Genomic DNA, 24833 nt, shown 5'->3' on the forward strand with positions numbered 1-24833 from the left:
CGGGCCTCGTCCGGATGGCCCGGAGGTGTCGCAGCCGGGGTGCGGCCTGCGGGTACCCGCCCGGGAGGTGTTACCGTCGAATCCCGTGGATCGCGTGATCACTTTGCTGATCAAGCACGGCGGTCTGCATGACCGCGACAGACGACACGGGAGCAGGCCTTGGCCCCATCAGCACGGACGACCAGGCACATTTTCGTCACCGGGGGCGTCGCCTCCTCGCTGGGTAAGGGCCTCACCGCCTCCAGCCTCGGCAACCTGCTGACCGCGCGCGGGCTGCGCGTGGTGATGCAGAAGCTCGACCCCTACCTGAACGTCGACCCGGGGACGATGAACCCGTTCCAGCACGGTGAGGTCTTCGTCACCGAGGACGGCGCCGAGACCGACCTCGACGTCGGGCACTACGAGCGGTTCCTCGACCGGGCGCTGTCCGGTAAGGCGAACGTCACCACCGGCCAGATCTACTCCGACGTGATCGCCAAGGAACGGCGCGGCGAGTACCTGGGCGACACCGTCCAGGTCATCCCGCACATCACCAACGAGATCAAGTCGCGGATCCTGGCGATGGCCGACCCGGACGAGGACGGCCAGGTCCCCGACGTGGTGATCACCGAGGTCGGTGGCACTGTCGGCGACATCGAGTCGCTGCCGTTCTTGGAGGCGATCCGTCAGGTCCGCCACGACCTGGGCCGCGACAACTGCTTCTACCTGCACGTGTCGCTGGTGCCGTACCTGGCGCCCTCGGGTGAGCTGAAGACCAAGCCGACCCAGCACTCGGTTGCGCAGCTGCGCAACATCGGTATCCAGCCGGACGCGATCGTGCTGCGCTGTGACCGGGAGATCCCGGTGAAGCTCAAGGAGAAGCTGTCGCTCTACTGCGACGTGGACGCCGAGGCGGTCGTCGCCGCCCCGGACGCCCCGAGCATCTACGACATCCCGAAGGTGCTGCACCGGGAGGGGCTCGACGCGTACGTGGTGCGCCGGCTCGGCCTCTCCTTCCGGGACGTGGACTGGGCCAGCTGGGACGACCTGCTGGAGCGGGTGCACCGCCCCCGGCACACCGTCACCGTCGCGGTGGTCGGCAAGTACGTCGACCTGCCCGACGCGTACCTGTCGGTGAGTGAGGCGATCCGGGCGGCGGGCTTCGGTCACCGGGCCCGGGTGCAGCTGCGTTGGGTTCCCAGCGACGAGTGCGTCACCCCGGCCGGTGCCGCCGCGGCGTTGGCCGGCGTGGACGGCATCCTCATCCCCGGCGGCTTCGGCGTACGCGGCATCGAGGGCAAGATCGGCACCGCCCGGTACGCCCGCGAGGCCGGCATCCCGCTGCTCGGCCTCTGCCTCGGCCTGCAGTGCATGACCATCGAGGTGGCCCGGCACCTGGCCGACCTGGACGGCGCCAACTCGTTGGAGTTCGACGAGCAGGCGGCCCACCCGGTCATCGCCACGATGGCCGACCAGGAGGACATCGTCGCGGGTCGGGGTGACCTGGGCGGCACCATGCGGCTGGGCGCGTACCCGGCGACGCTGACCGAGGGCTCGATCGTCGCCGAGGCGTACGGCAGCACCGAGATCAGTGAGCGGCACCGGCACCGGTACGAGGTGAACAACGCCTACCGGGACGCGCTGACCAAGGCGGGCCTGCACATTTCCGGCACCTCGCCGGACGGCCGGCTGGTCGAGTTCATCGAACTGGACCGGAGCCTGCACCCGTTCTTCGTGGCCACCCAGGCGCACCCCGAGTTGAAGAGCCGCCCGACCCGCCCGCACCCGCTGTTCGCCTCGTTCGTCAAGGCCGCGGTGGCGTACTCGCAGGCGGACCAGCTGCCGGTCGACCTGGACGCGGCGGCGGAGGCCCCGACGACGCGCAAGGCCGCCCGCAACGGCGCCGCGACGAAGGCGTCGTCGGCCTCGTGAGCGAGCTGGAGCACCGCTACGAGGTGCGTTCCCGGGAGGAGCGGTACCGGGGGCGGATCTTCGACGTGGTCACCGAGGAGGTGACCATGCCGGGCGGTGGGACCGGGCTGCGGGACCTCGTCCGGCACGTCGGGGCGGTGGCGGTGGTGGCGCTCGACGACGCCGGCCAGGTGGTGCTGATCCGGCAGTACCGGCACCCGGTCGGGCGGCACCTGTGGGAGCTGCCGGCGGGTCTGATGGACGTCTCCGGCGAGGAGTTGCCGGTGGCCGCGCTGCGGGAGCTGGCCGAGGAGGCCGACCTCACCGCCGGGCGGGTCGACGTGCTTGTCGACCTGCACAGCTCGCCGGGGTTCACCAACGAGATCGTCCGGGTGTTCCTGGCCCGCGACCTCGGCGACGTGCCGGCCGACGAGCGGCACGAGCGCCACGACGAGGAGGCCGACCTCCAGGTCGTCCGGATCGACCTGGACGAGGCGGTCGCCATGGTCCTGGCCGGTGAGATCACCAACGCGTCCGCGGTGGCCGGGCTGCTGGCCGCGGCCCGCGCCCGGGACACCGGCTTCACGCAGCTGCGTCGGGCGGACGCGCCGCTGCCGCGCTGAGCGTCGCCGCCGGTCCAGCCCGGTGGGGGAGTACGCACGGAAGGGGCCCCGCGGTCAGCCGCGGGGCCCCTTTCACTTGTTGGTCTAGGAGTCGCGCAACGGACGGCCCTGCGCGTCCGTGCCGCCGTTGACCAGGATGAGGATGCCGTCGACGACGCCCCAGAGAGCGCCGACGCCGCAGGTCACCAGGCTCACGACGAGCTGGAGAACGGCGATCTTGGTGTGTCCGGTGTAGAACCGACCGGCACCGAAGGTGCCGAGCAGGATGCCGAGGATGCCCGCGACGATCTTGCTCTTGTCGGAGACGCCCTGGGGATACCCCGGCTGGGGGTACCCGGGCTGGTAAGGAGGAGTGGTCATGGGCCGACACATTAGTGATCCACTCGCCGGCTGTCCGCACCGCCGCCCGGCAGATGGGACGATAATGGTGAAACACTGTCCTGTTGGCTGAGGTGACGGTCGACCGCCGAATGTCGGCGGTGCCCTGACACTTCGTCAGGACACCCGGGCACCGGGTGGCACTGTGCTGGCTCGCGGCGGCACCGGGCGCGCCTAGACTGCCGCCGCAGGACCGGTGTACCGCGATGGCAAAGGGGCCGTCGTGGCACCGAGCAGTCGGGGGAGAGCAGCCCCGAAGAGAGGTGTCTGCATCGTGAAGGTCGGAATCCCACGCGAGGTCAAGAACCACGAGTACCGCGTGGCGATCACGCCAGCGGGTGTCAACGAATTCACCCGCAGCGGCCACCAGGTCTTCGTCGAGTCCGGCGCCGGGGTTGGCTCCAGCATCACCGACGAGGAGTTCGCCGCCGCCGGCGCGAAGATCCTCGCCACCGCCGACGAGGTGTGGGAGACCGCCGAGCTGGTGCTCAAGGTCAAGGAGCCGATCGCCGAGGAGTACCACCGGATGCGCGAGGGGCAGGTGCTCTTCACCTACCTGCACCTGGCCGCCTCCAAGGAGTGCACCGACGCGCTGATCGACCGCCGGGTCACCGGCATCGCGTACGAGACCGTCGAGCTGCCCGACCGGTCGCTGCCGCTGCTCGCCCCGATGTCCGAGGTGGCCGGCCGGCTCGCCCCGCAGGTGGGCGCCTTCTACATGATGCGTACCGGTGGTGGGCGCGGTGTGCTGCCCGGCGGTGTCTCCGGCGTGTACGCGGCCAAGACCGTGGTCATCGGCGCCGGCGTCTCCGGCATGAACGCCGCAGCGATCGCGCTGGGTCTGCAGTCCGAGGTGCTGCTGCTGGACAAGAACGTCGCCCGGCTGCGGCAGGCCGACGCGATCTACCGGGGCCACCTGCAGACCGTCGCCTCCAACGCGTACGAGGTCGAGCGCGCGGTGCTCGACGCCGACCTGGTCATCGGCGCGGTGCTGGTGCCCGGCGCGAAGGCCCCGACGCTGATCTCCAACGAACTGGTCTCCCGGATGAAGCCGGGCAGCGTGCTGGTCGACATCGCCATCGACCAGGGCGGCTGCTTCGAGGACTCGCGCCCCACCACGCACGCCGACCCGGTCTACAAGGTGCACGAGTCGATCTTCTACTGCGTCGCGAACATGCCCGGCGCGGTGCCCAACACCAGCACCTACGCCCTGACCAACGTCACCCTGCCGTACGCCCTGGAGCTGGCCAACCAGGGCTGGCGCGAGGCGCTGCGCAACGACCCGGCGCTGGCGCTGGGCCTCAACACCCACGCCGGGCAGGTCACCTACGGCCCGGTCGCCGAGGCGCACGGCATGGACGTGCTCCCGCTGGCCGACGCGCTGGCCTGAACGGTGGCGGGCTGAGCGGCGGCACGGACTCCGCCGGCGTGGGCACATCGCCCACGCCGGCGCTGCGCCGTGCCGTTCGCGGTTACCTCGACCACCTGACCGTCGAACGTGGCCTCTCCGCGAACACGCTCGCCTCGTACCGTCGGGACCTGGACCGTTATCTCGCCACCCTGGCCGATGCCGGCGTCACCGACCTCGCGTCGGTCGGCGCCGGCCTCGTCGAGTCGCACCTGGCGCGGCTGCGCGCCGGCGACGACGCGCACCCGCCCCTCGCCGTCTCCTCCGCCGCCCGCGCGGCCAGCGCGGTACGGGGCCTGCACCGTTTCGCGCTGCGCGAGGGCCTGGCCGGCGCCGATCCGAGCCGCGACGTCCGCCCGCCCACGCCGCCGCGGCGGCTGCCGCGGGCGCTACCTGTCGACGACGTGGTGCGGCTGCTGGAGACCGCCGGCCCGATCACCGCGACCGGCGACGACGCGCCCCTCGCGCTGCGCGACCGGGCGCTGCTGGAGTTCCTGTACGGCACCGGCGCGCGCATCTCCGAAGCGGTCGGCGCCGCCGTGGACGACCTCGACACCGACGACGGCACGGTGCTGCTGCGCGGCAAGGGCGGCCGGGTGCGGCTGGTGCCCATCGGCGGGTACGCCGTCGACGCCGTGCGCGCCTACCTGGTCCGGGCCCGCCCCGGGCTGGCCGCCGCCGGCCGGGGCACCCCTGCGGTGTTCCTCAACGCCCGCGGCGGCGCGCTGTCCCGCCAGGGCGCCTGGGGCATCCTGCGCCGCGCCGCCGACCGGGCCGGGCTGCCCGTCGACGGGCCGGCCGCGGTCTCCCCGCACACCCTGCGCCACTCCTACGCCACCCATCTGCTCGACGGCGGCGCCGACGTCCGGGTGGTCCAGGAGCTGCTCGGCCACGCGTCGGTGACCACCACCCAGGTCTACACGTTGGTCACCGTGGAGCGGTTGCGCGAGGTGTACGCCACCGCGCATCCGCGCGCCCAGGGCTGAACCGGTCGCGGTCGACGCCGACACGCCGGGCCGGTGCCGAACCCCCTGCTGGTCGGTGGCGTACAGTCGGCATCGGCGCGGACCTCCTGGAGCGACACGACCGGGGTGCGCAGCGGCGCCGCGAAGGACGTCGGACGGCTCCGACGCCGGGTGGGTCGTCGGGAGGGGGCAACGAGCACATGGCTGGCAACGGTGACCGTGCCGAGACCTGGACGTCGGAGCTCCGCGAGCAGCAGGCGACGCTCGGCGCGGACCTGGGTCCTGCGGACCCGGCTGCCTACACGATGCGCAAGCCCATTCCCGAGCCGATGCCCACCGACCGGCACGGCCCCGCGCGCATCATCGCGATGGCCAACCAGAAGGGTGGCGTCGGCAAGACCACGACCACCATCAACCTGGGCGCCGCCCTCGCCGAGTACGGCCGCAAGGTGCTGCTCGTCGACTTCGACCCGCAGGGCGCCCTCTCGGTGGGCCTGGGCGTCAACCCGCACAACCTCGACCTGTCCATCTACAACCTGCTCATGCAGGACGACATCATCGCCGAGGACGTCGTCATCAAGACCGACGTCGCGGGGCTGCACCTGCTGCCGGCCAACATCGACCTCTCCGCCGCCGAGATCCAGCTCGTCAACGAGGTCGCCCGGGAGATGGCCCTGGCCCGGGTCCTGCGCACCGTCCGCAAGGAGTACGACTACATCCTGATCGACTGCCAGCCGTCACTCGGCCTGCTGGCGATCAACGCGCTGACCGTCGCCCACGGCGTGCTCATCCCCCTCGAATGCGAGTTCTTCAGCCTGCGCGGTGTGGCACTGCTGCTGGACACCATCGACAAGGTGCGCGAGCGACTCAACTTCGACCTGGAACTCGAAGGCATCCTCGCCACCATGTACGACAGCCGCACCACGCACTGCCGCCAGGTCCTCCAGCGGGTGGTGGAGGCGTTCGGCGACAAGGTCTACCAGACGGTCATCACCAAGACGGTGAAGTTCCCCGAGTCCACCGTGGCCGGTGCCCCCATCACGACGATGGACCCGGCCTCCTCCGGGGCACGTAACTACCGTCAGCTGGCCCGCGAGGTGATCGCCGCCCAGTCGGAGCGGTAGCCGGAACGCCCGGTGCCCGCCTCGTGGACTACGGTCGTCCGGTGACCGCGCCACCCCTCGACCCACCCGAGACCGCTGCTGCGGCCGTGGTCGACGGTGTGCAGCCCGCCGGGTTCACGGTTCGGCTGGCCAACTTCACCGGCCCGTTCGACCTGCTGCTGCAACTGATCGGCAAGCACAAACTCGACGTCACCGAGGTGGCCCTGCACACGGTCACCGACGAGTTCATCGCCTACATCAGGGCGATGGGCGACAACTGGGACCTGGACGAGGCCAGCGAGTTCCTGCTCATCGCCGCGACCCTGCTCGACTTGAAGGCGGCCCGGCTGCTACCCGCCGCCGAGGTGGAGGACGAAGCCGACCTCGCCCTGCTGGAGGCCCGGGACCTGCTCTTCGCCCGGCTGTTGCAGTACAAGGCGTACAAGGAGGCGGCGGCGCACATCGCCGAGCTGGAGGCCGTCGGCGGCCGACGCTATCCGCGTGCCGTCAGCCTGGAGCCCCGCTACGCCGAGGCGCTGCCCGACCTGGTGCTCGGCATCGGCCCCCAGCGGCTGCTGAAGCTGGCCGTGAAGGCGATGACCCCGAAGCCGGTGCCGGAGGTCTCCATCGCCCACGTGCACATGGTCCGGGTCAGTGTCCGGGAGCACGCGGCGATCCTCGCGGCCCGGCTGCGCCGGGCCGGCACCGCCACGTTCTCGCTGCTCTGCGCCGACTGCGAGGCCACCCTGGAGGTGGTGGCCCGGTTCCTCGCGCTGCTGGAGCTGTACCGGGAGGGCCTGGTGTCGTTCGTGCAGGAGCAGGCCCTGGAGGAGCTGACCGTGCGCTGGACCGGCCCGACCGACGGCGACACCGAGCTGCACGTCGACGAGTACGCCGGCACCCCGGCCGACCCGGAGTCGTCTGAGCTTGAACTGGCGGGGCCTGGGCCTGGGCCAGCGGGGACTGAGCCTGAGCCGGCGGGGGCTGAGCTTGAGCCGGCGGGGGCAGAACCTGCGAGGGCTGGGCCTGAGCTGGCGGGGCCTGAGCTGGCGGGGGCTGACCTTGTGCCGACCGGGAAGGCCGGCGGGCCGGACGGGACGGGAACGACGGAGGGTGCGCGGGATGAGTGACGAGCAACGTCGGGACTCGCTGGCCGACCAGGCCGCCGCCTGGGTTCCCCCGTGGGACCGCCCCCGCCCGCCCGCCGCCGACACCCCCACACCGCCGGACGACTCAGCCGCACCACCGGACACCGAAGAGCTGGCCGAGCCGACCACCGATCGGGCCGCGTTGGCCGAGGCGTCGCCCGAAGCGGCGGCGCGCCGACCGGAACCTCACGCTGCCGCCGATTCCGCCGAGTCGGACGTGGCCGCGTCGGGCTCGGTGCGGGTTGACCCGGATGGGCCGAGCCCGGTCGACCTGGGCCCGGGTGGATCAGGCCCTGGTGAGGTGGCCGCAGGTGGACCAGCCTCTGTCGAGGCGGCCTCGGGTGGGCCAGCCCCTGTCGAAGTCGGCCCGGGTGGGCCCGATCCCCTTGAGGTGGCCTCGGACGAGGCGGGCCCGGGTGAGCCGGACCGCGTTGAGGCGGCTGCGGACGAGGTGGGCTCGGCGGGGCCGGACCTCGGTGCCGTGACGCAGGCCACGGCGGGGGAGTCGGGTGGCGCTGGGGACGTACCCCGGCGGCAGCTGGCGGGGCGGCGGCGGGCGACGGTCGCCCCGGAGCCCGCGCCCGAGCTGTCCGACGCCGAGCTGCGCGGCGCGTTGGAGGCGATCCTGCTGGTCGTCGACGAGCCCGTCAGCGAGCTCGTGCTGGCCCAGGTGCTGGAACAGCCCGCCGAACGGGTCGGGCCGATGCTCGACGAGATCGCCGCCGGTTACACAGCGGCCGGGCACGGGTTCGAGCTGCGCCGGGCAGCCGGCGGGTGGCGGCTGTACACCCGCCCGGAATACGCTACGTACGTTGAGCGGTTCGTGTTGGACGGGCAGTCCGTGCGGCTGACCCAGGCGGCGCTGGAGACGCTCGCCGTGGTCGCCTACAAGCAGCCGGTGACCCGTTCACGAATCTCAGCCATCCGGGGTGTGAACTGCGACGGGGTCATCCGTACGCTGGTCACCCGCGGCCTCATCGAGGAGTGCGGCACCGAAACGGACAGCGGGGCGTTCCTCTACCGGACCACCACGTTGTTCCTGGAGAAGCTCGGGCTGAACACCGTCGACGAGCTGCCGCCCCTCGCACCCTTCCTGCCCGACGACGTAGAAGAGCTTGCTGATGCGACCCGATAACCGTTCCCCGAAACCCGACGCGCCCGTCTACGAGGGGGCTGAGCGCCTGCAGAAGGTGCTCGCCGCCGCCGGCGTGGGTTCCCGGCGTGCCTGCGAAGACCTGATCTTCCGCCGCCGGGTCACGGTGGACGGGCGGGTCGCCAAGCTCGGCGACAAGGTCGACCCGGCAACCTCCGTGATCCACGTGGACGGGGAGCGCCTCCAGGTCGACATTCGCCTGGTCTACGTGGCGATGAACAAGCCGCGTGGGGTGGTTACCACCATGGCGGACGAAAAGGGACGCAACGAGCTGGCCGACTTCATCGGCGCCCGGCTGGAGCAGCGGGTCTACCACGTCGGGCGGCTGGACGCGGACAGCGAGGGCCTGCTGCTGCTCACCAACGACGGCACCCTCGCGCACAAGCTCATGCACCCCTCGTACCAGGTGCTGAAGACCTACCTCGCCGAGGTGGTCGGGCCGATCCCGCGCAACCTGAGCAAGCGGCTGCTGGCCGGCGTCGAGCTGGAGGACGGGCCGGTCAAGGTCGACTCGTTCAAGGTGGTGGACACTCTCGGCAAATCCGCCCAGGTGGAGCTGAGCCTGCACGAGGGCCGCAAGCACATCGTCCGGCGGCTGATGGATGAGGTCGGTCACCCGGTCACCCGGCTGGTGCGTACCTCGATCGGGCCGATCCGGCTCGGTGACCTGCGGACCGGGCGTATCCGGCGGTTGACCAACGCCGAGGTCGCCGCCCTGTTCAACGTGGTGGGTGACTGACCCCCGAGTTCGGGGTACGGCAGCCGGTAGGCTCCACCGATGGCCGGGACGCGGCCGCCCGGGTGGTGGCGTGGGTCGCCTCCGGCGGCGTCGCGCGCGGGTTCGTTAACGCACCCGGGCATGATTGATGACGATTGACAACCGCTTGCGGCGCCAGATCACCGGGCGATCCGTGAGGTACGGGCTGAGGAGGACACGGTGGAGGAAAACGTACGGACCGGGCGATGTGTGGTCGCTGTGGACGGGCCGTCCGGATCGGGTAAGTCCACCGTGTCGCGGCGGCTCGCCGCGAGCATCGGTGCGCGCTACCTGGACACCGGGGCGATGTACCGGGCGATCACGTGGGCCGTGCTGCGCTCCGGCGTGGATCTCACCGACACCGCGTCGGTGGCCAAGGTCGCCGGCGAGGTCAACCTGCGCATCGGCACCCACCCGCAGGGGTACGCCGTGACCATCGACGGGGTCGGCGTGGACGCCGACATCCGTGGCACCGAGGTGACCGGCGCGGTTTCCGCCGTCGCCGCCGTGCCGGCTGTCCGTGAGCTGCTCGTCGCCCGGCAGCGCGAGATGATCGCCAACGCTGGTCGGATGGTGGTCGAGGGTCGTGACATCGGCTCTGTCGTGGCGCCGGACGCCGACCTGAAGGTCTTCCTGACCGCTTCCGAGGCGGCCCGTGCCGCCCGGCGCAGCGCCGAGGACGCCGCCGACGTGGCGGCCACGGCCGCCGACCTGGCCCGGCGGGACCGCCTCGACTCGACCCGCAAGGTCAACCCGCTGGCCCAGGCGCCCGACGCGGTGGTGCTGGACACCACCGAGCTGGGCATCGACGAGGTCGTGGCGCGGATGCGCGACCTGCTCACCGAGCGAGGTGTGGCATGAGTAGCGATGGTGGTGGCTGGGTCGAGCTGCGTGAGCCCGACGTCGCCGTCGAGGAACCGACCGGCCCGCAGCCGGTGGTGGCCGTGGTCGGCCGCCCCAACGTGGGCAAGTCGACGCTGGTCAACCGGATCATCGGCCGCCGGCAGGCGGTCGTCGAGGACGTCCCTGGCGTGACCCGCGACCGGGTCCCGTACGACGCGCAGTGGAACGGCCGGGCGTTCACAGTGGTGGACACCGGTGGCTGGGAGCCGGACGCGAAGGACCGGGCCGCGGCCATCGCGGCGCAGGCCGAGACGGCGGTCGTCACCGCCGACGTGGTGCTCTTCGTGGTCGACGCGATGGTGGGCTCCACCGATGTGGACGAGGCCGCGGTGAAGATGCTGCGGCGCAGCGCCAAGCCGGTGATCCTGGTGGCCAACAAGGCCGACAACAACTCCATCGAGATGGAGGCCACCTCGCTGTGGTCGCTCGGTCTCGGTGAGCCGTTCCCGGTGTCGGCGCTGCACGGACGCGGCTCCGGCGACCTGCTGGACGCCATCCTCGCCGCGCTGCCGGAGGCACCGGCGATCGTGGAGAACCGTCCGCGCGGGCCGCGTCGGGTGGCGCTGGTCGGGCGGCCGAACGTCGGTAAGTCGAGCCTGCTCAACCGGTTCTCCGGCGAGGAGCGGGCGGTCGTCGACTCGGTGGCGGGCACCACTGTGGACCCGGTGGACAGCCTGGTCGAGATCGGCGGTCAGACCTGGCAACTGGTCGACACGGCCGGGCTGCGCAAGCGGGTCGGCAAGGCCAGCGGCACCGAGTACTACGCCAGCCTGCGTACCGCCGGCGCGATCGAGGCCGCCGAGGTGGCAGTGGTGCTGCTGGACTCCAGCGAACCGATCAGCGAGCAGGACCAGCGGATCCTGTCGATGGTGACCGAGTCGGGCCGGGCGCTGGTCATCGCGTTCAACAAGTGGGACCTGGTCGACGCCGACCGCCGGTACTACCTGGACAAGGAGATCGACCGGGAGTTGCGCCGCATCCCCTGGGCGATCCGGCTGAACCTGTCGGCGATGACCGGCCGTGCCGTGGACAAGCTGGCCCCGGCCCTGAACAAGGCGCTGGCCAGCTGGGAAACCCGCGTGCCGACCGCGCACCTCAACCAGTGGCTGACCGCGCTGGTGCAGGCCACCCCTCACCCGGTACGTGGTGGGCGCGCGCCGCGGATCCTGTTCGCGACGCAGGCCGGTGTCGCACCGCCACGGTTCGTGCTCTTCACCACCGGCCCGCTCGACGCCGGCTACCAGCGCTTCGTCGAGCGCAAGCTCCGCGAGGAATTCGGGTACGAGGGCAGCCCGATCGAGATCTCGGTCCGCCCGCGCAAGAAGCTCGGCCCCGGCGGCCGAGGCAAGGCGCACGGCTGACGCGGTCCAGTTCTGCCGAAATGCCGGATGGGCACCTGTGCCCATCCGGCATTTCCCTATCCGACGCCACCCTCCTAGGACGCTTTAGGGGATGTGCGGTGACTCCTTATGGTCGTCGGCGGGGGTTGCTCACTGGGTGGTTCGGTCGCGTCGCGACGCCGGTGGGGCCTGTGCGGAGGACTTGGAGCTGCTGCGCTAAGCTGTACCGGCTGCCGCGGGGGAAACCGCGCGGGGGCGGGACGTGGCGCAGCTTGGTAGCGCACTTGACTGGGGGTCAAGGGGTCGTCGGTTCGAATCCGGCCGTCCCGACAGAGGTAGAGGGGCATTTCTCGCGATCATGCGATGCCCTCCTGGGGACCATTTGGGGACCTCAGGCCGGTGAGGTGCGAAGACAGCGCCTCACCGGCGGCCCGGATCGACTGACGATCCGGATGCAGATACCGCTGAGTCGTCATCAGCGAGCCGTGGCCGGCGATCTTTCGTAGGACGTGCACCGGCACGCCAGCATCCGCCATCCAGGTCAGGCCGGTGTGCCGCAGGTCGTGCCGCCGCAGGTACTCAAAGCCCAGCGATCCGACCACCTCATCCCAGTGCGTCGCGTCACGCAGCACCGCCGTGCTGATCCGACCGCCGCGAGGGCCAACGAAGAGCCGGCCGTTATCCTCGGCGATCCGGTCGAGCTTCGCGGACACCATCGGCCGCAACTCCTCGATGATGGGCACCTGCCGAGCCCGCTTGCCCTTGGTTCCCTTGTCGACCAGGCCGCCCAGCCCGGTGGTCGTCTGCCGGCGCACCGTCCACAACCACGAGTCTCGATCGATGTCGCCCTTACGCACGCCGGACACCTCGCCGATCCGGGCCGCTGTGCCGGCCGCGAACATCACCACCTCACCCCAGCCCGGGTAGCGGCCGTGCGATCGCTCGACCAACGCCGCCGCCAGGGTGGCCAGCGCGGTCCAGTCCGGCAGCGCCAGGGAACGCGGGTTGTCCAACTCGTCCTCGGCCCGCTGGTACTCCCGCTGCCACCCGGTCAGCCGCGCCGGATTGCGGTCGATCAGACCGTCCCGCACCGCCTGCTCCATGACCCGCACCAGGACGGCGAGGCTGTTCTTCACCGTCGACCGGCCGCAGCCCTCGGCGATCCAGCCGTGCGCGGCCCGGTCCACCGCACCATTGGTGATGAGCCGGACCGGCAGGTGGCCGAGCGTCGGCACCACCCGCCTACGCCACCCCGCCAAGTACGGGTCGAGCGTCTTGCCCTCCAGGCCACGCAGGGCCAGGCGCATCACGCTCTCGCCGTACTGCGCCAGCCGCATCGACGCCGCGTCGGGGTCGACGCCGCCCTTCGCCGCGCGCTGCATGGCGTCGAGCCAGGCTTGCGCCTGCTCGACGTCCGCGAACGCCTGCGACTTGGAGCGGCGTCGGCCCGACGCCGGATCGACCCACCGGACCCGGGCACGGTACGGGTTCGGCCGGCCGGGTCGGTGCTCGACGTCGGTGGAGACGCCGACGCCGATCGGGAGCAGGGGAGTGGTCACCGAGCCGATTCCTCGGGATCAGTGCGGTGCCGCCCCAGCCACGCCCGCACGTCTTCCGGGTCGTACTTGACGACCCGGGCGGACAGCCGGATGAACGCCGGCCCCTGGACGGGGCTGGCGGTGCGCCACCGCCGCACGGTGGACGGGTCGACCTTCACGAGCCGGGCAAGCTCCTCTGTGGTCAGCAGCGCGCCCGACGCTGCCGGTACATCAATGCTCATCGGATCCCCATGGTTGTCGGTTTCACTGTCAAGGCGGGCTTGACGCTGAATCGCGCGTCAGGCGACGAGGGTCTGTAGGTACTCGCGCGCCGCGTCCTGGTGCTCTCGGGCCATCGCGGCGGATGCGTTGGCGAGCATTGCGTCAGCGGTGGTGTGCCAGCCGGCGCCCACGAATTGCAGGAAATTGACCACCAGCGTGGTCGGCTCGGTGCCGGCCGCGGCTTCCTGCGGGCCGCTGCTCTGGGCACGGCGGAACACGATGCGTTGGTTGCGCAACAGGGCGAAGGTGATCGAGTAGCGGCGGGACTTGGTGAGGAAGTGGCCGCCGAAGCCGAGCATGTGCGCCCAGCGGCGCAGCCGCCGCCAGTCCCGGGGCGTGCCGAGCATCCAGCACGCGTCTATCAGGCGTTCGGCGTGGCTGCCGGCCGGGTCGGCGTAGATGTCGATGGTGTCGCCGGTCAGCCGGTTGGACGCATGGCCGGTGACCTCGGTCGACTTGGTGGCGTACTTGGCCAGGTACGCCGCGACCTGCGCGTCGGTCACCTCGCCCCGGCCGGCCACCGTGATTACCTTGGTGAGCACCTGCGTGCCCCAAGTGATCGGCCAGCCGCCGGGGCGGGCGGGGTGATCGGCGGTGGTGAAGCCGACGGTGGCGGCGGCGTGGTCGACGGCGGCGACCAGGTCGGCGGCGTCGAGCTGCGGCGGGGCCGGCACGATGGCGTCCGGGTCGCCCGCGTCGCGGCCGTCGAGCCGGATGATGGCGTGGAAGTGCACGACGCCGCGTCGTTGCATCTCGGCGGCCTTCCCGAACGACAGCCGCACCGGGGACACCCACCGGGTCTTACCGGTACGCGGCGAGGTCACGGGGATGTCGGGAATGCCACGAGCGGTGGCCAACCGGTGCATGTAACGGTTGATCGCGATGGTGGTGCGCCGCCACAGCTCCCCGGCCGAGAGGTTCCAGACCGCCTGCGCGTCGTGGCCGTAGCAGTCCAGGCACAACGGCGTGCCCAACCGGGCGTCCGTCTCCTCGTGGCGGGCGAAGCAGACAAGCCGCACGCCGTGCGGGCACATGGTCGACTCCCGGCGGGGGTGGCAGGGTTCGGGCCGGCAGTCGCACGAGGTGCGCCGGGTGCAGGTGTGCCGCTTGACGTAGCGGGTGTGGACCTCGCCGAAGGACGGGGCGGTGAAGGTCGGGAACACCGCCGGGTGGTGCGCGACCTGCTCGGGTACGCCTTTGCCGCCGACGAGGCCGGCGCGGACGACCTGGTAGGCGTCGCGTTGGTAGAGCTTGGAGCAGGTCGGGCACACAGCGGCGCGGCGGTTGCCGCACGGCTTGTAGATGACACCGTCGGGCATGTCAGCCGTCGACCGCTCCGTGAGCAGACGGCCGGTGGCGGCCTCGACGGTGGCCATGGTGCCGACCAGGCGGACCGGGCGCGTGCAGCCGGCGGCCGGGCGGACATGGCGCAGCCAGCCGGCGAAGTCGGGTTGGGTCAGCCGGGCAGCGGCCTGCCGTCGGAGGTCGGCGGAGGTGGCGTACCAGGGCGGGGCGGTCGGCTCGGCGCACGGGGCCGTACCCGAAGCAAAGGCTTCGGGTACGACGGTCAGCGTCGAGACAGTCAACGGGTCGCCTTCACAGGGTGGCCGTTGGCGGATCGGACGGGGCGGTTGTCGGTGTTGGGGTCGAGGTCCAGGACCGCGAGGGCTTGCGTGGCCTCGTCGGAGGTCACCTTGAGGCGGACGGCCAGTTGGCCCGGGGTGATCGGCGTGCCGTGCTCGGTGCGGTACTGCTTCGCGACGCGGGTCGCTCGGGCGAGCAGGTCCGGGGCCACGATCGGCAGCGGAAGTTGGGCAGCGTCAGACGCGGTGACAGGAGTGTCAGTGGTGGACGGTGCCAACGTCGGTGCCGGGGCGGTCTCGGGCTTGCTCGGTCGGGGACGGGCGGGGCGGGCAGTGGCAGCGGGCCGGGGCGTCGACGGCTCCGGGGTCGGGGCCGGTCGCGGTGTGGTGATCCGGTCGACCAGTTGCGCCGGGGTCGGGATCTCGGGCCGGGCCGGCGTCGGTGCCGGTGCGGCGGGTTCGATGTCGGGGACGGTGGACAGCTCGGGCCGGACCGGCGTCGGTGCCGGGACGGCGGAAACGGTCACGGTTGGGGTCGGCGTCTCGGCGGGTGCCGGGAGGGTGCCGGTGGCGGCGGTCAGGGTTCGGCCGCTTTCCCGGCGGAGCAGGGCACGCATGTGCACGGCCAGGCCGGCGACGGCCGGCGGCAGTGCCCCGACGATCGCGGCCAGGACCACGCGCCAGGGTTCGACGTTGGTGGACATGGTGTCTAGCAGGTGGTACGCCGACTGGGCAGCGATGCCGATGCCGGCCGCACCGTATGTGTTCTTCTTGGCGAATGCGGCGACCCGTGCGGGCACGGGAGCCATCCACAGCACCAGGGCGACGACCACGTAGCCGTCGACCGCGATAGGCATCAGCCAGGCCAGGGCGAGGCTGACCGAGGTGCCGGGGACCTTGATACGGGCGGTGAAGCCGGCGAGTTCGGCCAGCGCGATCCAGGTGGAGGCGGACAGGCCGAACGACGCGGCCAGCACCGCCCACGAGGCGATCGACGCCAACCGGGGCTCCCCGGCCGCCGGTCGAAGGTTGGTCGGGTTGGTGGTCATGCCGTGGCCCTCCCCTCAGCGAGGCCGAACAGGGTCGGTTCCTCACCGGAAGGCAGCGGCGTGGGTTGGGCCGCCCTGCGGGATGCCGTCCGGTTGGACCGGGCGGTCTTGAGGTTGTGCAGGTCGGCGAACTGGTCAGGCGTCAGGACGCTGAGCGCCTGCTTGTCCTCGCCGCGCCGCCGGTAGAGCAGCGGGCGGACGGTGGCGTTGGTCGGGCAGTCCGTGACCCCGTCGGGGTAGCGGAAGCCGCAGCCCGGGCACAGTGACCGTGCCGGGCTACCAGGGTGGTGATCGGCGAACACCTGCGCGAGGGTCGCCACCGTGACGCCGAGGCCGGCGCGGATCAGCCGCTCGTCCAGGGCAATCCGGTCGGCGCGGTCGCCGTAGCGCATCTGCACCGCCTGCCGAGACACGCCCAGCCGATCGGCGATCTCCGCCCAGGAGTACCGGTACGGAGGCTGACGCAGGCCGGTGACAGCGAGCCGGGTCATGGCGTCCACATCGGTGGACAGCGCCGCGAGCGACCGCAGCGCCTCGATGTCGCCGGCAGCGACCCGACGGGCATACGCCCGCAAGATGCGCCGCACGAACGCGTCGAACTCGGTGATTTCGACCGACCGCTTGGCGCGCTTGGTGCGAGTGCGCGTCAAGCCGGGCTTGACGGTGTTCGTGTTCATACCGCACCACCGTTGGCGCGGTCCCACGCGTCGGCCGCCGCGTTCAGCGCGGCGATGGCCTCGTCACGGGTACGGCCCGGCGTGTCGTTGAAGCTGTACACACCGATGTCGCACGGGTGGATCTCGCGCAGGTAGACGTCGAGGAGCGTCACCGCCGCGTCGAAGTCAACGAACTCCGGGGCGTCGAACATCTGCGCCGGGGCGTCGACCGGGCCGCCGTAGCAGACCATGCCGACCGCGCCGACCAAACAGGCCGGGGGCGTGAACGACCCCGACGTGGCGTCGTAGTAGGCGCCCTGCGTCCAGCCGTGGCGGGACAGGTACAGGGCGGCGTCCCGCAGCGTGCGGGCCGGGGTGGTCACCTGCTCGGCGACCGTGTTTTGGGTAGCGTGCATGACGGCAGCTCCTTCCGGGCTGTTGATGGGGCGGGTCGGCGCCGTCCGGGTTGCTTTCCTAGGGCTGATCCCGGTGCTGCCGGCCCGTTTCTATGGCGTTCGGCGCTGAGGGCGGACCATCCGCCGCAGGGCCGCGTCGAACTCGGTGACGATCCGCATCAGGTGCGACCGGGCGTTGGTGTCGCCGGCCGCGAGGCTGATGCGGGTGCGGATCTCGGCGTGCTGGCTACCGTCGGCGGCCAGCACCCGGGTCAGGACCACCACACCGCGACCGGGAACCCGCAGGGTCACCGGCTGCGCCCGGTGCTCGCCCAGGCCGCAGGCGTGCCCTCGGGCGCACCACTCCGGATGAGTCAGGTGGTCATCGGTAGCGGTCGGCCAGGTGGGCGACGTGGCCGGCCGGGGTCGGATACGGATACTCACGCCGCACGCTCCTTGCGGTCAGCCCGCAAGCGGGCGGCGTGGATGGCGATGCGGGCGCAGGCCGCGTCATCGAGGTACGCGGCTTTGATCAGTTGCGGCGTGCCACCCTCGGCGATGAGCAGTCCCACGCCGGGGTTGGTCGGGCTGATCGTGTTGGACGACCAGCCACGGTCCGCCCACCCGTGCCCCAACACGATGTCGGAGGACACGTTGGTGGTGCACCGGAAGGCGCACCGCCAGGCAAACAGGTCCCGCAGGCTCGTCGGGATGATGTCCGACGAGGGGCGTTGCGTCGCCGCGACGACGATGATGCCGACCGCCCGGCCCCGAGCTACCAGGTCCCGCAGCAGACCCGCGAATTCCTCCCGGGTCTTCTTGTCCCCTACGGTGGCCGAGAAGTAGGCGATCTCATCGATGGCGACCAGGATCGGGCTGAACACGTCATCGCGTTGGGTCTTCCGGCGGCCAGCGACTTCCAGGTAGGCGTACCGGTTGTCCATCACGATCTGCATCCGCCGCAACGTGGCCAGGGCATGCATGATGTCCGGGCCGACGAACACGTCAGCGCAGCTCTTCCACTGGCCCAACTCGACCTGCTTGCCATCGAGCAGGCACAGCCGGCAGTCCAGGGACAGGGCGGCGTGAGCCACGATCAGGTTCAGCAGGGTCGACTTGCCGCCGCCCGGTTCCCCACCGATCAACAAGTTGCGGTAGATCAGCGGGACCCGCACCGGGTGGCCGAACTCGTCCACCCCGACATGCACCGGGTCGAAGATCGACACGGACGGGTCAGCGGGCATGCCACCCGGTACGGCGGGCACGGTCAGCGTCGACATCAGCGCACCGCCGCTCAGGCCGCCGACGCGGGCGCGGCGGTCGACCACGGGTCATCCGCCGGCGTCTCCGGAGTGAACCCGTCCCCGTTGCGGGTGCGGGCCATCTTCTTCACCGTCGCCGTGGCGAACCGCAGCGACGGGCCGACCTCGTCGACGTCCAGGCCGTACGCGGAGCGCTTCTCGCCCTCCTCGTTCTCCCACCGCGACAGCCGCAGCCGGCCGGCCACCACCACACGGGTGCCCTTGGCCAGCGATTCGGCGATGTGCTCCGCCAGGTCCCGCCACGCGGTGCAGGTCAGGAACAGCGGGTCACCGTCGCGGTACTCACCCGAGTTGCGGTCGAACACACGAGGCGTGGACGCCACGGTGAACTTCACCAGCGCCACCCCCGCCGGGGTGAACCGCAGCTCCGGGTCGGCGGTCAGGTTGCCGACCACCGTCACGGTCGTGTCGTTTGCCATTGCGATCTCCTTCGAGATTGTTGGAGGTGAACCGCCCTGTTGGCGGTCACCGCACACACCCCGGTCAGGGCGTGTGAGCCTTGGTTTCAGCGGCGCGGGTTGCGCTGCTCCGGTGCCGGCTCCGGCACGTCGAGCAGGTCCAAGCCCAACGGCGGCACGGCCGGCGACACCGGGGCGTCCTCGTCGCGCATCCACGCCACCCAGGCCGACAGCGGCGACGCCACCAGACCGGTCAGCGGGTCACGACGGGTGATGTCGACCCGCACCAGCGCGGCATGCTTGGCCGACGCGCGGACCATCCGCGCCTCACCCGCCCAGCAGGCCACCGCGAGCTTGTCCGCCTTACCGTCCAGGTCCGTCAGATCCAGGCCCGGCCGCAGCCACACCCACACCCGCTCACCGGCCGGCGTCGGCCGCGCCCACAGGATCAGCGGCAACCGACCCGGGTGCAGCCGCGACGCGGACCGAATGAACTCCGCGAAGCACAACCGCAGCCGGTGCCGCACCACCACGCACCACACCCACGCCGACACCCGCCGACGAAGCCGGCCGACACCGAAGACCACGCCCAGCACCAGGGCCAGGAGCACCAACGGGACCGCCGGGTACGTCCCGTGGGACAGGTACGCCATGCCCACGAACACCGTGACCGCAGCGACGATCTCGAACGCCCACCACCACAGCACCCGCAGCGCCGGCCACACCCGCACCAGGCATGCGACCACCAAGCCGCACACCCCGCCGGACAACAGCCCGACCACCACCGCGAGCGCCAGCGGCAGCGCCACCGACGCGGTAGCGGCCACCACCAGGGCGACGGACGCCGCCACGACGAGGAACGCCACCCGAGCCTTCTGCGCGTACGACCGCGACACCGGCGTCTCCACCAGCGTCACCGCGCCCACCGGGCGCTCCCCGAACATCCCTGACTTCGCCATGCCCAACCTCCCCTTGTCTGTGGGACAGCCGTGCGACTCTGTACCGACTTGACTGTACTGAGTCACTCGGTACAGATCAAGGAGATGACGCATCGCGCTGTGTTGATCCCTGGGTGTAAGAGTGCGAGGCTGGTAAGTGCTCTTTCGACCCTCCGAAGGGGGTACCCATGATGGGTATGCCACTGACGGATGTGGATGGGGAGCGACCGACGGGGTGGAGGCGTACATGTCGCAGCGAGTCAGCCGGATTGCTATCCCGCGTCATCTCTTGGAGCGCGAGGATATGCGCGCCGCACTCGCGCGGCATGACTTCGGGACAGTGTTCATGCTGGCTCGAAAATGGGCTGGTATCAGCTATTCGAGAATTGCGGAAGCATGCTCGATAAAGCCTGAAAGAGTCGGCGCGCTTGCCCGTGGACAGGGCAGTATCGCAACATACGAAAAGATCAGCCTAATCGCGGATGCGATGCGAATTCCGGGGCATATGCTGGGCTTGGCTCCCCGAGACTGGGAGGCCAGCCAAGCGATGGCCCAAGATGCCCGAGGTGAGACCGTGAATCGGCGTGATTTCCTGCGCGTATCTGCCGTCGGTGCCGGCACCCTGCTCGGTGCTGTTGACGTCGTAGACCTGTCCTCCGGACGACGCCTCGGCGAGGGACTGCCGAAGGTACTCGCGCGACGGACTGCGAGGCTCCGTCGCCTCGATGACGTCCTTGGAGGAGGCGACACCGTTCGCCTGTATCTATCCGAATACGAGATGACCAAGAAACTCGTGGCGGGCGGCACCTACACCGAGACGATTCAACAGCGACTGCTCGCAATTCTTGCGGAACAGGCGCAGCAAGCTGGATGGGCTGCATTCGACGCGGGGAACCTGGACCTATCGAAGCGGCTATACGGCGAAAGCCACGGGATCGCGAATCAAGCGCACGCGCCTCACCTCGCTGGAAACGCTCTGGCGTTCCTGGCATATCAGACAGTCGGCGGCGACCCCCGCGAAGCCGTGGCGATCGCAGAGGCTTCTTGCGCCGCAGCCGGCGACGACTCCCCGGCCACCGTCACCGCTCTGCTGCACGAGCGTCGAGCGTGGGCGCATGCTGTCGTCGGCAACGCCCGTGAGACTGACGTGGCACTCGCAACGGCGCGCGCCGCCTTGGAGCGTCGCAACGCGACCGAGGAACCCGATTGGTCGACGTGGGTTGACGACCAGGAGGTGACCATCATGACCGGCCGATGCTGGGCAGAGCTTGGCCGGCCGCTGCGCGCCGTTCCTCTCCTGGAGGACGTACTAGCGGGCTTCGACGACGCCCACGCCCGAGACAAGGCCCTGTACTCGTGCTGGCTGGCGGACGCCTACGCCACGGCGGGGGAGCCGGAGGAGGCCGCGCGGGTCGCTGGTCGTGTGCTGGACCTCTCCGAAGGTGTCGCCTCCGTGCGACCGCGCCAACGTCTCAGCCCGGTCCTAGAACGACTGAGGGACCACGCGGCCGTGCCAGGGGTGCGAGAGGTGTTGGAGCGCGCCAGGGCGTAGCCCTTACGGCTCCACGTCCAGCAGGAGGGTCCCGCTAACCCAAGCGGCATACTCGTCCGAACTCATCACGATCGGCACGGCCGCGATCTCGGGGTTCTGCCAAGGGTGATGGTCTTGGAGGAAGGCTCGTAGATCCTCGAAGCGCTGGGCATGCGTCTTCAGGAGAAGCTGCCACTCTTCGCCGGTGCCGAACTCACCCTGGTGCCAGAAGGCCGAGACGACAGGCCCGGCGATTTGCGCGCCAGCCGCAAGCCTCGCTTCCACAACGAGGCGCGCCAGCTCGACGGCCGCCTCACGCGTCTCAACGGCTGTGGAGACCTGCAAGACGGTCCAGGGTTGATCGTGGCTCGCGTCAGCGGCGCGACTTCCGAGCCGGGGGCGACCCTCGTGCCAGGACACGATGGTTCGCGGGCGCCATAGATGGGTGCGGCCGAACGTCTTGTCAGGCTCCGGCATCTGGCCGCGGTTCCGGTAGGAACTCACGGTGCCGACCTGGACGCCGAGGTACTCGGCGACCTCCGACGTCGTCCACCACTCCGCGTCTGGATCAGGGCTCGTCACGTATGCCATTCTGCCCGTGTTGGGCGATCAACGCACCTGCGCATCCCGTGGCACCTTGGAGGCGCTTGCCGGCGCTCAGACGCTTGGTCTCCCATGATGCTGAACTCGTGGAGTGGCGATGCTCGACCGAGGCGAGGTTCTCCTGAAGGGTCTGCCCCAAAGTTGCCCGAAATGACCGGATGAAAGACGGAGTAGAACTTGTCTGCGATCGGCGGAACGTGACCGACGCCAGAACTTGAGCTGACGTAATTGAGGATGCAAGCCCGCAACTGCTGGTGCCGCAAAATGGTGGTTGCGGTGAGACGACCGGACATCGTGAAAGGATTGCCGCGATGAGGCTACTCATGGACGAGTCGGGGAACGGAAATGCTTCCCAGCCACTGATCGTCGGAGCGGTTGAACTGGGCGACGACGCAGATGACGTAGAGCAACGAGTCCGAAATCTGTATGAGCGCCTATCCGCTAAGAGTAGTTTCGTCGGACATCCAGGCTTTGACGAATTTCGCAAGAGTGGATTCCATAGCTCGACTGACCCATTGGATGTCTCGGCACCATTCCTAGAATTGATCCGGGGCCTTTTCTTCAGGGCGTACATGGTTCAGACGAACCGCACGGGCGTTTCTGGCAATACTGAAGCTGAGCGGATTGAGTTCATGTACGTGAAGTTGCTCAGCGACCTCTTGATCCGACATCGAAATGAAACAGAGCTGCTTTGCAAGATAGAGCAGAGTGAAGGTATGAGTGCTATTAGCCGCCGGCTTCCTGACAGCGCTAGCAGGCAGGCGTTCAAAACGCTGGGGAAGGTGGCATCCTTACCGCAGCTAAAGATCGTGATGGTCGCCAAGTCGGACTGCATGTCTATGGCGATAATTGACTACGTAATGTCAGCCACAACTAGGTGGCTCCAAGCGGGCCGTCCCACGAGCCCGAAAGATTGGCCTTATAGGGGGTTCCGCGAAATCGAACCCTTTGTCTCTTTGCTCTATTCGTTCGAGCAGGGCCGCATCTCCAGCCGAAAAGAGCCGCTTCATTGACGCATGCTAGACTGTCATTCAAGGTGGGGCCGCAGTCAGCCCTGTGTGCGAGTTCGCACGCGTTGCTTGATAGCCCTAGGACAGCGAGTGCGACCCCACCGCCAAATTTTCACGCCCGGAGTGACAGGTGCCATTCTCGGTTGAGGATCTCGCGCAACACGCGGGCGTATCCGCAGAGGTTCTAGAAGTGCTATCGTCGGCGCTACCGCTCGGCGAGGGACCACTCTACCGGGCGTGGACATCGCGTAAGAAACACGGCGGCATACGCGAAGTCTTCAAGCCGCTTTCTCCGTTCGACGCTATTACGAAGAACCTGCACCGAAGTTTTACTGATCTTTTGCCATACAAAGCGCCCGACCATGTTCATGGATTTGTTCGAGGGCGCTCCACGATAACCAATGCGAGTCAGCATCTTGGAAAAGCGTGCGTGCTACGGGTAGACCTAGAAGACTTCTATCCGTCGATTAGAGCTGCGATGGTGAAAGCTTCTCTGCAAGCCCAGGGCTATGGTGAAAAGGCTGCGGACGTTGCTGTAGGTATCGTGACCATCGCCGGCAAGCTGCCGGTCGGGATAAGCACATCTCCATTCTTGTCGAATTTGGTCTTCTGGGACACAGACCGCTCCCTTGCAGAATATGCGCAAAGGGAGGGCCTGTCATTCACGCGATATGTGGATGACCTGACCTTCTCCGGCATGGTTGTTGACCGTCATTTGGCAGAAATCACGCGCATCCTCGACGATGCTGGCTGGTCTGTGAATACACGCAAGACGGCCTTCATGCGCCGAGGTGGGCCGCAGTATGTCACCGGCCTATACGTCGGAGAAGCGGACGGACCACGAATCCCGCGAAAGGCTAAGCGCCGGATGCGATGGATCCTGCACAAAATTTCGAAATTCGGTTACGAGACCTATATGGAAGACTTCGGCGGCGAGGATCAGGTGATGTACCGAAATCGCCTACTAGGTTGGGCGTGTTATATCGCAGCCGTCGAACCAGACCTAGGTTTCGATCTTCTGCGGAAGTTCGATGACCTGATTCCGGAGGGGTACTACTCGAACGGATATGCCGACATGGCTGGCTTGCTCCACGTCATAAACGACATAGACGACCTTCCCTAGCGCCACGGCAATCCTACTCGCATGCGTCTGTTCCGGGCTTCGTTGCCCAGCTTCACTTGATGCGTTGTGGGGCCGGTTCACTGTCACCCAACGCGGAACCATGTTGAGTGCAGCTAAGTGCAGTCCCGGTGAGAACTTTCCATACGTCTTTCAAGGCGGCCCTTCGGGCCGCGTCGTCCGACCCCTGCCGGTTCCGCCTTATGCCTGCGGCAACGGCGGACCGGCAGTCGGACGCAAAGATGCCCTGCGCCGCTTGGAACTCAGCGCAGGGCATGGGGGATCGGTCGGGTCAGCCCGCCTCAGGCGCACCCGGCTCAGCGCGATGCCGACTCATCTCGGCGAAGGCCAGCCGCTCAAGGCGTCGCTGGATCGCGCTCGGCTGCCGCTCGAATGACACCGCCAGCTCGTCAATGCTGCGGCCGGCCAGGTAGCCCTTCACTAGGTCCGAGTCAGCCTGACGCGTCCATCGGTCGTACGCCTGCGGGTGACGCTGCCGGATCCCGGCGATCTTAGGCGGGTGGCTCTCGGGGACGGTACCCGCGTCCGCCAAGTCGTACCCGTCCTCCTCGGCCGGCGGGTCGTAGACCCAATCGGGCTCACTCCGCTCCTGCTCGTCCCAGTCCGGTTCATCCATGCGTATCAAGGTAACGACGCTACCGTGAGCAGGAAAGCACAGATCGTGACGTGAGCTCACCTGGACGTCCCGCCCGGCGAGAGCCTCGCCTCCGGCGGGCAGG

26 protein-coding genes and 1 tRNA gene are annotated in these 24833 nt (G+C 69.4%); 14 read left to right on the forward strand and 13 right to left on the reverse strand.

The annotated features are described in order from the left end of the window. Positions 1-159: 159 nt before the first annotated feature. Positions 160-1911 carry a CTP synthase gene (locus MED15_RS07010; RefSeq protein ID WP_091407255.1) on the forward strand — a complete coding sequence of 584 codons (1752 nt, stop codon included), beginning with the start codon at positions 160-162 and terminating at the stop codon, positions 1909-1911. Continuing rightward, on the forward strand, positions 1908-2513 hold the full coding sequence (locus tag MED15_RS07015; RefSeq protein ID WP_112735060.1) for an NUDIX domain-containing protein: 606 nt from the start codon (positions 1908-1910) through the stop codon (positions 2511-2513). Before MED15_RS07010 ends, MED15_RS07015 begins: the two co-directional genes overlap by 4 nt. 84 nt (positions 2514-2597) lie before the next feature. Here MED15_RS07015 and MED15_RS07020 read toward each other — a convergent pair whose 3' ends face one another. After that, positions 2598-2873, reverse strand: a complete 276-nt coding sequence (locus MED15_RS07020; RefSeq protein ID WP_181539390.1) for a TM2 domain-containing protein — start codon at positions 2871-2873, stop codon at positions 2598-2600. Positions 2874-3165: 292 nt separating this feature from the next. On the opposite strand from MED15_RS07020, the gene ald reads away from it, so the two are divergent. The 9 genes from ald to MED15_RS07065 all read left to right on the forward strand — a co-directional run bounded on the left by ald (position 3166) and on the right by MED15_RS07065 (position 11998). Further along, the gene (ald, locus tag MED15_RS07025) at positions 3166-4281 is read left to right on the forward strand and encodes an alanine dehydrogenase (RefSeq protein ID WP_112584275.1); all 1116 of its coding nucleotides are present in this window, start codon (positions 3166-3168) and stop codon (positions 4279-4281) included. A 38-nt stretch (positions 4282-4319) separates the two neighbouring features. Then, on the forward strand, positions 4320-5285 hold the full coding sequence (locus MED15_RS07030; protein ID WP_112735062.1) for a site-specific tyrosine recombinase XerD: 966 nt from the start codon (positions 4320-4322) through the stop codon (positions 5283-5285). 179 nt (positions 5286-5464) lie between these two features. Continuing rightward, on the forward strand, positions 5465-6388 hold the full coding sequence (locus MED15_RS07035) for a ParA family protein (protein ID WP_030487987.1): 924 nt from the start codon (positions 5465-5467) through the stop codon (positions 6386-6388). Between the two features lie 41 nt (positions 6389-6429). After that, entirely contained in the window at positions 6430-7497 is a 1068-nt protein-coding gene (locus MED15_RS07040; RefSeq protein WP_425271073.1) for a segregation and condensation protein A, read from the forward strand. After that, on the forward strand, positions 7490-8650 hold the full coding sequence (scpB, locus tag MED15_RS07045) for an SMC-Scp complex subunit ScpB (protein WP_112735105.1): 1161 nt from the start codon (positions 7490-7492) through the stop codon (positions 8648-8650). Before MED15_RS07040 ends, scpB begins: the two co-directional genes overlap by 8 nt. Continuing rightward, positions 8637-9407 carry a pseudouridine synthase gene (locus MED15_RS07050; RefSeq protein ID WP_112584277.1) on the forward strand — a complete coding sequence of 257 codons (771 nt, stop codon included), beginning with the start codon at positions 8637-8639 and terminating at the stop codon, positions 9405-9407. The genes scpB and MED15_RS07050 overlap by 14 nt, the downstream gene beginning before the upstream one ends. 198 nt (positions 9408-9605) lie before the next feature. Continuing rightward, the gene (gene cmk / locus MED15_RS07055) at positions 9606-10286 is read left to right on the forward strand and encodes a (d)CMP kinase (RefSeq protein WP_112697919.1); all 681 of its coding nucleotides are present in this window, start codon (positions 9606-9608) and stop codon (positions 10284-10286) included. Beyond that, positions 10283-11689: a ribosome biogenesis GTPase Der gene (der, locus tag MED15_RS07060; RefSeq protein WP_091407237.1), complete on the forward strand. Its 1407-nt coding sequence runs from the start codon at positions 10283-10285 to the stop codon at positions 11687-11689. Before cmk ends, der begins: the two co-directional genes overlap by 4 nt. A gap of 235 nt (positions 11690-11924) precedes the next feature. Then, positions 11925-11998: transfer RNA gene (locus tag MED15_RS07065), tRNA-Pro, on the forward strand. Between the two features lie 26 nt (positions 11999-12024). On the opposite strand, the gene MED15_RS07070 is transcribed toward MED15_RS07065, so the two are convergent. The 10 genes from MED15_RS07070 to MED15_RS07115 form a co-directional block, all read right to left on the reverse strand. Further along, positions 12025-13050 (reverse strand): tyrosine-type recombinase/integrase, encoded by a 1026-nt coding sequence (locus MED15_RS07070; protein ID WP_244220404.1) that lies wholly within the window; start codon positions 13048-13050, stop codon positions 12025-12027. Positions 13051-13223: 173 nt separating this feature from the next. After that, the gene (locus MED15_RS07075; RefSeq protein ID WP_112735066.1) at positions 13224-13448 is read right to left on the reverse strand and encodes a helix-turn-helix transcriptional regulator; all 225 of its coding nucleotides are present in this window, start codon (positions 13446-13448) and stop codon (positions 13224-13226) included. A gap of 57 nt (positions 13449-13505) precedes the next feature. Continuing rightward, positions 13506-15074: a replication initiator gene (locus MED15_RS07080; protein ID WP_244220399.1), complete on the reverse strand. Its 1569-nt coding sequence runs from the start codon at positions 15072-15074 to the stop codon at positions 13506-13508. Continuing rightward, on the reverse strand, positions 15071-16120 hold the full coding sequence (locus MED15_RS07085; RefSeq protein ID WP_112735068.1) for a hypothetical protein: 1050 nt from the start codon (positions 16118-16120) through the stop codon (positions 15071-15073). Before MED15_RS07085 ends, MED15_RS07080 begins: the two co-directional genes overlap by 4 nt. Next, a complete protein-coding gene (locus tag MED15_RS34665; protein WP_341866339.1) occupies positions 16117-16797 on the reverse strand; it encodes a hypothetical protein in 681 nt (226 codons plus the stop codon). Before MED15_RS34665 ends, MED15_RS07085 begins: the two co-directional genes overlap by 4 nt. Further along, a complete protein-coding gene (locus MED15_RS07095) occupies positions 16794-17192 on the reverse strand; it encodes a DUF6197 family protein (protein ID WP_112735070.1) in 399 nt (132 codons plus the stop codon). The genes MED15_RS34665 and MED15_RS07095 overlap by 4 nt, the downstream gene beginning before the upstream one ends. A 90-nt stretch (positions 17193-17282) precedes the next feature. After that, positions 17283-17615 carry a hypothetical protein gene (locus tag MED15_RS07100; protein ID WP_244220400.1) on the reverse strand — a complete coding sequence of 111 codons (333 nt, stop codon included), beginning with the start codon at positions 17613-17615 and terminating at the stop codon, positions 17283-17285. Next, a complete protein-coding gene (locus tag MED15_RS07105; protein ID WP_425271074.1) occupies positions 17612-18451 on the reverse strand; it encodes an FtsK/SpoIIIE domain-containing protein in 840 nt (279 codons plus the stop codon). Before MED15_RS07105 ends, MED15_RS07100 begins: the two co-directional genes overlap by 4 nt. 14 nt (positions 18452-18465) lie before the next feature. Continuing rightward, positions 18466-18930: a single-stranded DNA-binding protein gene (locus tag MED15_RS07110; RefSeq protein ID WP_112735113.1), complete on the reverse strand. Its 465-nt coding sequence runs from the start codon at positions 18928-18930 to the stop codon at positions 18466-18468. A gap of 68 nt (positions 18931-18998) precedes the next feature. Beyond that, positions 18999-19850: a hypothetical protein gene (locus MED15_RS07115; RefSeq protein WP_146766695.1), complete on the reverse strand. Its 852-nt coding sequence runs from the start codon at positions 19848-19850 to the stop codon at positions 18999-19001. A gap of 226 nt (positions 19851-20076) precedes the next feature. Between MED15_RS07115 and MED15_RS07120 the strand changes: the two genes are divergently transcribed. Further along, the gene (locus tag MED15_RS07120; RefSeq protein WP_112735115.1) at positions 20077-21381 is read left to right on the forward strand and encodes an NsdA family TPR-like regulatory protein; all 1305 of its coding nucleotides are present in this window, start codon (positions 20077-20079) and stop codon (positions 21379-21381) included. A gap of 3 nt (positions 21382-21384) precedes the next feature. Here MED15_RS07120 and cutA read toward each other — a convergent pair whose 3' ends face one another. Next, positions 21385-21942 (reverse strand): divalent cation tolerance protein CutA, encoded by a 558-nt coding sequence (cutA, locus tag MED15_RS34775; RefSeq protein WP_244220402.1) that lies wholly within the window; start codon positions 21940-21942, stop codon positions 21385-21387. A 332-nt stretch (positions 21943-22274) separates the two neighbouring features. On the opposite strand from cutA, the gene MED15_RS07130 reads away from it, so the two are divergent. Both MED15_RS07130 and MED15_RS07135 read left to right on the forward strand, forming a co-directional pair. Beyond that, positions 22275-22976 carry a hypothetical protein gene (locus MED15_RS07130; RefSeq protein WP_146766696.1) on the forward strand — a complete coding sequence of 234 codons (702 nt, stop codon included), beginning with the start codon at positions 22275-22277 and terminating at the stop codon, positions 22974-22976. Between the two features lie 127 nt (positions 22977-23103). Then, positions 23104-24096 carry a reverse transcriptase family protein gene (locus MED15_RS07135; RefSeq protein ID WP_112735076.1) on the forward strand — a complete coding sequence of 331 codons (993 nt, stop codon included), beginning with the start codon at positions 23104-23106 and terminating at the stop codon, positions 24094-24096. A 289-nt stretch (positions 24097-24385) separates the two neighbouring features. On the opposite strand, the gene MED15_RS07140 is transcribed toward MED15_RS07135, so the two are convergent. Continuing rightward, a complete protein-coding gene (locus MED15_RS07140) occupies positions 24386-24730 on the reverse strand; it encodes a hypothetical protein (protein ID WP_112735078.1) in 345 nt (114 codons plus the stop codon). Between the last annotated feature and the right edge of the window lie 103 nt (positions 24731-24833).

This window comes from Micromonospora noduli (assembly GCF_003264475.1).
Lineage (GTDB): Bacteria > Actinomycetota > Actinomycetes > Mycobacteriales > Micromonosporaceae > Micromonospora > Micromonospora noduli.